The sequence below is a fragment of the Oceanicella sp. genome, from assembly GCF_056449545.1.
This window is the reverse complement of the sequence record NZ_JBWOMN010000135.1, coordinates 1-8318: the sequence shown is the minus strand read 5'-3', so window position 1 is coordinate 8318 and position 8318 is coordinate 1. Positions and strand designations below refer to the sequence as shown.

Here is an 8318-nt window from a genome sequence, read left to right as displayed (position 1 = left end):
CCGCCCGCCCACCCCGCCGCCCCGCGCGACCGCCGCGCGCCTGATGCCGTGTCCGGCCCGGCGTCGAGATTTTCGAGGAGACCATGACCGCGCCGTTGCTGGTGATCGCCGCCGGGGGGACCGGCGGGCACATGTTTCCCGCTCAGGCGCTGGCGCAGGAGATGCTGCGCCGCGGCTGGCGGGTGGCGCTGAGCACCGACGCGCGCGGCGCCCGCTATGCGGGCGGCTTTCCCGCGGCGGTGGAGCGCCGCGAGACCCGCGCCGCGACGTTCGCGCGGGGCGGCGCGCTGGCCAGGCTGATCGCGCCGCTGTCGATCGCCGCCGGGATCGCCGGGACCGTCGGCTGGTTTCTGCGCGCCCGCCCGGCGGCGGTGGCCGGGTTCGGCGGCTATCCGTCGCTGCCGGCGCTGTCGGGCGCGCTGCTGACCGGGCGGCCGCGACTGATTCATGAGCAGAACGGCGTGCTCGGCCGGGTCAACCGGCTGTTCGCGCGGCGCGTGGCGGCGGTGGCCTGCGGAACCTGGCCGCTGGTCAATGCGCCCGAAGGGGCGGTGTTGAAGCGCATCGGCAACCCGCTGCGCGACGCGGCGCTGGCGGCGGTCGCGCCCTACGCGCCCCCCGGCGCCCCGCCCGACGGCAAGGCGCTGCGGCTGCTGGTCTTCGGCGGATCCCAGGGGGCCAGCGTGTTCGCGCGGCTGGTCCCCGCGGCGGCGGCGCTGCTGCCCGACGACATGCGCGCGCGCCTTTGCGTCACCCAGCAGGCGCGCGAGGCCGAGCAGGACGCGGTGCGCGCCGCCTATGCGCGGATCGGCGTGGAGGCCGAGATCGCGCCGTTCTTCGCCGACATGCCGGCGCGCATCGCCGGCGCGCATCTTGTGGTCAGCCGGGCGGGGGCGTCCTCGGTGGCCGAATTGACGGCGATCGGACGGCCCTCGATCCTCGTGCCCTATCCCAGCGCCATGGACGACCACCAAAGCGCCAACGCCCGCCCGCTGGCCGAGGCCGGCGCGGCGGCGCTGGCGCGCGAAGACGACTTGACGGCGGCGGCGCTGTCGGAGCATATCCGCGCGATCCTCTCCGATCCGGTTCGCGCGGCGGCCATGGCGGCGGCGGCAAGCGCGCTGGGGCTGCCCGACGCGGGCGCGCGGCTCGCCGATCTGGTGGAGAGCGTCGCGCAGATCAGGGAGTCCGGCTCGTGAGCGTCAGGATAAAGACAAGAAAAAAGTCCGGCACCCGGCTGCCCCAGGACATCGGCGCCATCCATTTCGTGGGCATCGGCGGCATCGGCATGAGCGGCATCGCCGAGGTGATGCTCAATCTCGGCTATGACGTGCAGGGCTCGGACCTGCGCGAAAGCCCGATCGTGGCGCGGCTGCGCAAGCTGGGCGCAAGGGTGGCGATCGGGCAGAGCGCCGACAATCTGGCCGGGGCCGAGGTGGTGGTGATTTCCTCGGCCATCAAGCGGGGCAACGCCGAACTCGACGCCGCCCGCCTGCGCGGGCTGCCGGTGGTGCGCCGCGCCGAGATGCTGGCCGAGCTGATGCGGCTGCGATCCAACGTCGCGGTGGCGGGCACCCATGGCAAGACCACGACCACCTCGCTGGTGGCGGCGCTGCTCGACGCGGGCGGGGTCGATCCGACGGTGATCAACGGCGGCATCATCCACGCCTACGGGTCGAACGCGCGCATGGGCGCCGGGGAATGGATGGTGGTCGAGGCCGACGAATCCGACGGCACGTTCGTCAGGCTGCCGGCGACCATCGCCATCGTCACCAATATCGACCCCGAGCATCTGGATCACTACGGCGATTTCGACGGCATCCGCGCGGCGTTCGACCAGTTCGTGTCCAATCTGCCCTTCTACGGCGCGGCGATCTGCTGCATCGATCACCCCGAGGTGCAGAGCCTTGTGGGGCGGGTCGATGACCGGCGCATCATCACCTATGGATTCTCGCTGCAGGCGGATGTCTGCGGGGTCAATCTGCGCTACGACAACGGCATCGCGCATTTCGACGTGATCGCCCGCCTGCGCGACGCGCGCGGGGTCGGCGAGCGGCGCATCGAGGGGCTGTCGCTGCCCATGCCCGGCGATCACAACGTGCAGAACGCACTGGCCGCGATCGCCGTGGCGCTGGAGCTGAAGCTGCCCGACGACGCCATCCGCGACGCGCTGGCCGGGTTCGGCGGGGTCAGCCGGCGCTTCACCCGGGTCGGCGACTGGAACCGGGTGACGGTGATCGACGATTACGGCCACCATCCGGTGGAGATCGCGGCGGTGCTGAAGGCGGCCCGCCAGGCGACGAAGGGCAAGGTGATCGCGGTGCATCAGCCCCATCGCCCTTCGCGCCTGCATTCGCTGTTCGAGGATTTCTGCCTGTGCTTCAACGAAGCCGACATGGTGGTGATCGCCGAGGTCTACGCCGCCGGCGAGGACCCCGTCGAGGGCGCCGATCGCGACGGGCTGGTGGCCGGGCTGCTGGCCCATGGCCATCGCAGCGCCGTGGCGTTGGAAAATCCTGAATCACTGGCGGCGCTGATCGCCGAACACGCCGAACCGGGGGACATGGTGGTGTGTCTGGGCGCCGGGTCGATCACCCACTGGGCCCACGCGCTGCCCGGCGATCTGGCGGCTTTGGCGTGAGCGCCCGGGCGTGAGGCTCGACGGCGCGGCGCTGGCGGCGCGGCTGCCCGCGGCGCGCGGGCGGATCACCCCCATGCGGCCGCTGGCCGACCTGTCATGGCTGCGGGTGGGCGGCCCGGCCGAGGTGCTGTTCTCGCCCGCCGATCGCGCCGATCTGGCGGATTTTCTTGCCGCATTGCCGCGCGACGTCGCGGTGACGCCGCTGGGGCTGTGTTCCAATCTGATCATCCGCGACGGCGGGCTGGCGGGGGCGGCGATCCGGCTCGGGCGCGGCTTTGGCGGCGTCGACGTCGAGGGCGACCGCCTGCGGGTCGGCGCCGCGGCGCTCGATTCGCGGGTTGCAAAGGCGGCGGCGGCGGCGGGGCTGGCGGGGCTGGAATTCCTGCGCACCATCCCCGGGGCGATCGGCGGCGCCGTTCGCATGAACGCCGGCTGCTACGGCGCCTACATGGCTGACGCGCTGATCGAGGCCACGGGCGTCGACCGGCAGGGCCGGGTGCATCGCCTGACCCGCGACGATATCGGCTTTGGCTATCGCAGCTCGGCCCTGCCCGACGACATGACGCTGGTCGAGGCGCTGCTGCAGGGCCGCCCCGACACGCCCGCGGCGATCGAGGCGCGCATGGCCGAATACGTTGAAAAACGCGCGCAAAGCCAACCGGTCGGGGCGCGGTCCTGCGGATCGACCTTTCGCAATCCGGCGGGGTTTTCATCGACCGGGCGGGCGGATGACAGCCATGAGCTGAAAGCCTGGAAGCTGATCGACGACGCCGGCTGCCGGGGGCTGCGGCTGGGCGGCGCGCAGATGTCGCCGCAACACGCGAATTTCCTGCTCAACGCCGGGGGCGCCAGCGCCGCCGACCTTGAATCGCTGGGCGAGGAAGTCCGAAAAAGGGTTTTGGATTGCAGCGGAATCTCGCTAGAGTGGGAGATACGCCGCATCGGGATTCCGATCGTGCGGGATGAGGCCGGAAATTGTTCATATTAATGATCCGGTAACCACTCCGCTCTAGGAATTAACGATGATGGCGACGCGGCGACGGGCGCGGCTCGGGGGAACCCCGGGGCGGCTTGGGGGGGAACCCCGGGGTGGCTTGCGCGGCGGCACCAGACGGGCGACCGGGAAAAACCGGCGCAAAACAACAAATCGGCGCCGGATCAGGCAAATCTCCGGCGCCAACGGACGAGGCGGGCATGTCGAGCAGGGCATCCACCCGCGTAGCGGTCCTGAAGGGCGGCTTGTCGGCTGAACGGGAGGTGTCTCTCGATTCAGGCGCGGCCTGCGCCGAGGCGTTGCGCGCAGCAGGCTACCGGGTCGAGGAAATCGACGCCGGGGACGACCTCGACGCGCGGCTGCGCGAGGCGGCCCCCGATGTCGCGTTCAACGCCCTGCACGGGCGCTGGGGCGAAGACGGCTGCGTGCAGGGCCTGCTGGAATGGCGGCGCATCCCGTATACGCATTCCGGGGTCATGGCCTCGGCATTGGCCATGGACAAGATCCGCGCCAAGCAGGTGTTCCAGGCCGCCGGGCTGCCGGTGGCGCCAAGCCTGCTGGTGGGCCGCGACGCCGCCATGCGCGCCCATCCCATGGACCCGCCCTACGTGGTGAAACCCTATAACGAGGGCTCGTCGGTGGGCATCTACATCGTCGGCGAGGGCGCCGACGGCCCGGCGAAACTGTCCCCCGACATGCCCGAAACGGTGATGGCCGAACGCTTCGTGCCGGGGCGCGAACTGACCGTCGCGGTGATGGGCGACCGGGCGCTGACCGTCACCGACATCATCTCCGCCACCGGCTGGTACGATTACGAGGCGAAGTATTCCGCGGGCGGCTCCACCCATCTGCTGCCCGCCGACATTCCGGCCGAGATCTTCGACGCCTGCCTCGACTGCGCCCGGCGCGCCCATGCGGCGCTGGGCTGCCGGGGCCTCAGCCGCACCGATCTGCGATGGGACGAGACCCGCGGGCGCGCCGGGCTGTTCCTGCTGGAGACCAACACCCAGCCGGGCATGACCGCGACCTCGCTGGCCCCCGAGCAGGCGGCGCATATGGGCGTGGATTTCGAGGCGCTGCTGCGCTGGATGGTGGAGGACGCCTCATGTCAGCGCTGAACTCCGACAAGCCGGCGCTGCGCGCCGATATCCGCGCCCCGGCGCCGCTGGCGCGGGGACGCGCGCTGCAGGCGGCGCGGCGGCGCGATCCGTCGCCTTCGCGCTGGCGCTACCGACTGGACCGGCTGCTGCGCCGGGCCTCGGTGCGTTTCGCCGCGCGGCGGCTGGCGCTGCCGCTGGCGGGGCTGCTGCTGGGGGCCTGGGCCTGGGGGCAGGACGCGCTGTGGACCGCCGCCGAGGCGCAGCTGCAAAGCCTTCGCGCGGCGCTGGTCGAACGCCCGGAATTCGCCGTGACCCGGCTTGAGGTCACGGGCGGCGGGGCGCAGCTGCGCGCCCTGATCGCCGAGCGCATCGGGTTCCGCGCCCCGGTCTCGTCGCTGGATCTGGATCTCGACGCCCTGCGCCGGGAGGTGGAGGCCGCCCCCGGCGTCGCCGAGGCCAAGGTCAACGTCACCGCCGCCGGCGCCCTGCGCGTGGCGGTGGTCGAACGCGTGCCCGCGGCGCTGTGGCGCTGGGAGGGGCAGCTGCATCTGGTGGATCGCGAGGGCGTGGTGATCGCCCCGGTGGCGCGGCGCGCCGCCCGCGCCGATCTGCCGCTGATCGTCGGCGCCGGGGCCAACCGCGCGGTGCCCGAGGCGCTGGCGCTGCATCGCCGCGCCGCGCCGCTGCGCGACCGGCTGCGCGCGCTGGTCCGCGTCGGCGACCGGCGCTGGGACGTGGTGCTGACCGGCCCGGGGGCGAGGGAAACCGCCATCGCCGTGGCCGGGGGCGCCGATCCGGGCGAGGCCCCGCCGGTCCCGGATCAGGTGATCTACCTGCCCGCCGAGGCCCCGGAATCGGCGCTGGCCCGCGCGCTGGCGCTGGACCGCGCCGAGGACCTGCTGGACCGCGACATCGCGGTGCTGGATCTGCGCGATCCCGCCCGCCCCACCTTGCGCCTGCATCCGCGGGCGCTCACCGAGTTGCTGCGTTTGCGCGCCGGAACGCAGGGAGAAGACGCATGAGAAACGGCGCGTTCGACGGTCAGAGATACATGCGCGAGCATCTGCGCTCGGCCTTGCGGCGGGGGCTGCTCGGGATGATCGACATCGGCACCTCCAAGACCGCCTGCTTCATCGTGCGCATCGACCCGGCCAAGCTTGCCGCCGACCTCCGGGGCGTCGGCGGGGCCGATCGCGCCGCGCCGGGCAATCTGGGCGGCTTCGGGGCGCTGCGCGTCATCGGCGCCGGGATCACCCAGTCGCGCGGCGTGCGGCTTGGCGAGATCACCGACATGGAGGAGACCGAATGCGCCATTCGCACGGCGCTGCAATCGGCCGAGAAGATGGCCGGGGTGCGGGTCGATCAGGTGATCGGCCTGGTGTCCGGCGGGCGCCCGGTGAGCTTCGGCGCCACCGCCGACGTGGAGGTCATGGACGGCGAGGTGACCGAGGCGGACGTCGCCAACGCGCTGGCCGCCTGTCCCGAACCGCCGCTGGAGGAGGGGCGCGAGATCCTGCACGCCCTGCCGGTGAACTTCACCCTGGACGGCGCCAGTTTCCTGAACGACCCCCGGGGCATGACCGGAGAAAACCTGTCGGTGGACATGCATGTGCTGTCCGTCGCCTCGGGGCCGCTGCGCAACCTGGCGCGCTGCGTGAAGCGCTGCGATCTGGAACTGGCGGGGGCGGTCAGCGCCCCCTATGCGGCGGGGCTGGCGAGCCTGGTCGAGGACGAACAGGAACTGGGCGCCGCCTGCGTGGACATGGGGGCGGGGTCGACCTCGCTGTCGATCTTCCTGCGCAAGCAGCTGATCTATGCGGATTCGGTGCGGGTCGGCGGCGCGCATGTGACCCGCGACATCTCCGAGGCGTTTTCCATATCCTTCGCCGATGCGGAACGCATAAAGACCCTGCATGGCGGCATGCTGGCCACCGGCATGGACGACCGCGATCTGATCGCCGCGCCGCGCATCGGCGCGGCGGGGGACGAGGACCGGCGGATTTCGCGCTCGGCGCTGATCGGGGTCATCCGCCCGCGGCTGGAGGAAACTTTCGAGGAGGTGCGCGCGCTGCTGGACCGGGCCGGGTTCGAGGGCCTGCCCTCGCGGCGCATCGTGCTCACCGGCGGGGCCAGCCAGATGCCGGGGCTCGAGGACGTGGCCCGCCGGGTTCTGGGGCAAAGGGTGCGGGTCGGGCGCCCGCTGCGGATATCGGGCCTGCCGCAGGCGGCCACCGGCACGGCGTTTTCGGCCATCGTCGGGCTGGCCGCCTACGCGGTGCGCCCCAATGATGAATTCTGGGATTTCGAGGCGCCGCTGGCGCTGACCGGCGGCACGCGGCTGAAACGCGCCGTGCGCTGGTTCCGGGACAATTTCTGAGGCGGGGCAAGCAGCGGGGTGGGCGAGACGAATGAACAGTTTTCCGCGTGACCGGCGCCGAGGCATCGGCTAGGCTGCGCAACCAGACGCCAAGACAAGAGCCAAGACAAAAAACACCACCGAGCAGTAGAAAACCAACAAACAGGCGGATCACATGTCACTCAATCTCGTCATGCCGGAGCAGACCGAACTGCGTCCGCGCATCACCGTTTTCGGCGTCGGGGGCGCCGGGGGCAATGCGGTCAACAACATGATCGACAAGGCGCTGGAAGGCGCCGAATTCGTCGTCGCCAACACCGACGCGCAGGCGTTGCAGCAGTCGAAATCGACGCGCCGCATCCAGCTTGGCGCCGGCATCACCCAGGGGCTCGGCGCCGGCGCCAAGCCCGAGGTCGGGGGCGCGGCGGCCGAGGAATCGATCGAGGAGATCATCGAACACCTGTCGGGCGCGCATATGTGCTTCATCACCGCGGGCATGGGCGGGGGCACCGGCACCGGGGCCGCGCCGGTGATCGCGCGCGCCGCCCGCGAGATGGGCGTGCTGACCGTGGGCGTGGTCACCAAGCCGTTCCAGTTCGAGGGCGCCAAGCGCATGCGCCAGGCCGAGGCCGGGGTCGAGGAATTGCAGCGCGTCGTCGACACGCTGATCATCATCCCCAACCAGAATCTGTTCCGCATCGCCAATGAACGCACCACCTTCGCCGAGGCCTTCATGCTGGCCGACGACGTGCTGTATCAGGGCGTCAAGGGCGTCACCGACCTGATGGTGCGCCCGGGGATCATCAATCTCGACTTCGCCGACGTGCGTTCGGTGATGGACGAGATGGGCAAGGCGATGATGGGCACCGGCGAGGCCGAGGGCGATGACCGCGCGGTGCAGGCCGCGGAAAAGGCCATCGCCAACCCGCTGCTCGACGAGATCAGCCTGAAGGGCGCCAAGGGCGTGCTGATCAACATCACCGGCGGCTACGACCTGACGCTGTTCGAACTGGACGAGGCCGCCAACCGCATCCGTCAGGAGGTGGACCCCGACGCCAACATCATCGTCGGTTCGACGCTGGACCCTGAAACCGAGGGCGTGATGCGGGTGTCGGTGGTGGCCACCGGCATCGACGCCGCCGACGCGCGCAACAGCGCCGACGCGCCGCGCGCCGCCGCCACCGCCGCGCCGCTGATGGTGGAGCCGGCGCCCGAGCCCGCCGCGCC

At 71.5% G+C, this 8318-nt stretch carries 7 protein-coding genes; all 7 read left to right on the top strand.

The annotated features are described in order from the left end of the window. Positions 1 to 83 precede the first annotated feature (83 nt). Positions 84 to 1199, top strand: coding sequence for a UDP-N-acetylglucosamine--N-acetylmuramyl-(pentapeptide) pyrophosphoryl-undecaprenol N-acetylglucosamine transferase (locus tag AC1HC7_RS17020; protein WP_479495286.1), 1116 nt, complete (start codon positions 84 to 86; stop codon positions 1197 to 1199). Continuing rightward, positions 1196 to 2641 carry a UDP-N-acetylmuramate--L-alanine ligase gene (murC, locus tag AC1HC7_RS17015; protein ID WP_479495287.1) on the top strand — a complete coding sequence of 482 codons (1446 nt, stop codon included), beginning with the start codon at positions 1196 to 1198 and terminating at the stop codon, positions 2639 to 2641. Before AC1HC7_RS17020 ends, murC begins: the two co-directional genes overlap by 4 nt. Positions 2642 to 2651: 10 nt before the next feature. Next, a complete protein-coding gene (murB, locus tag AC1HC7_RS17010) occupies positions 2652 to 3629 on the top strand; it encodes a UDP-N-acetylmuramate dehydrogenase (RefSeq protein WP_479495288.1) in 978 nt (325 codons plus the stop codon). 206 nt (positions 3630 to 3835) lie between these two features. After that, positions 3836 to 4753 carry a D-alanine--D-alanine ligase gene (locus AC1HC7_RS17005; RefSeq protein WP_479495289.1) on the top strand — a complete coding sequence of 306 codons (918 nt, stop codon included), beginning with the start codon at positions 3836 to 3838 and terminating at the stop codon, positions 4751 to 4753. Next, positions 4741 to 5757, top strand: coding sequence for a cell division protein FtsQ/DivIB (locus tag AC1HC7_RS17000; protein WP_479495290.1), 1017 nt, complete (start codon positions 4741 to 4743; stop codon positions 5755 to 5757). Before AC1HC7_RS17005 ends, AC1HC7_RS17000 begins: the two co-directional genes overlap by 13 nt. After that, positions 5754 to 7112, top strand: coding sequence for a cell division protein FtsA (gene ftsA / locus AC1HC7_RS16995; RefSeq protein ID WP_479495291.1), 1359 nt, complete (start codon positions 5754 to 5756; stop codon positions 7110 to 7112). Before AC1HC7_RS17000 ends, ftsA begins: the two co-directional genes overlap by 4 nt. A gap of 154 nt (positions 7113 to 7266) precedes the next feature. Then, a partial coding sequence (ftsZ, locus tag AC1HC7_RS16990) for a cell division protein FtsZ (RefSeq protein ID WP_479499256.1) occupies positions 7267 to 8318 on the top strand: 1052 nt, incomplete at its 3' end.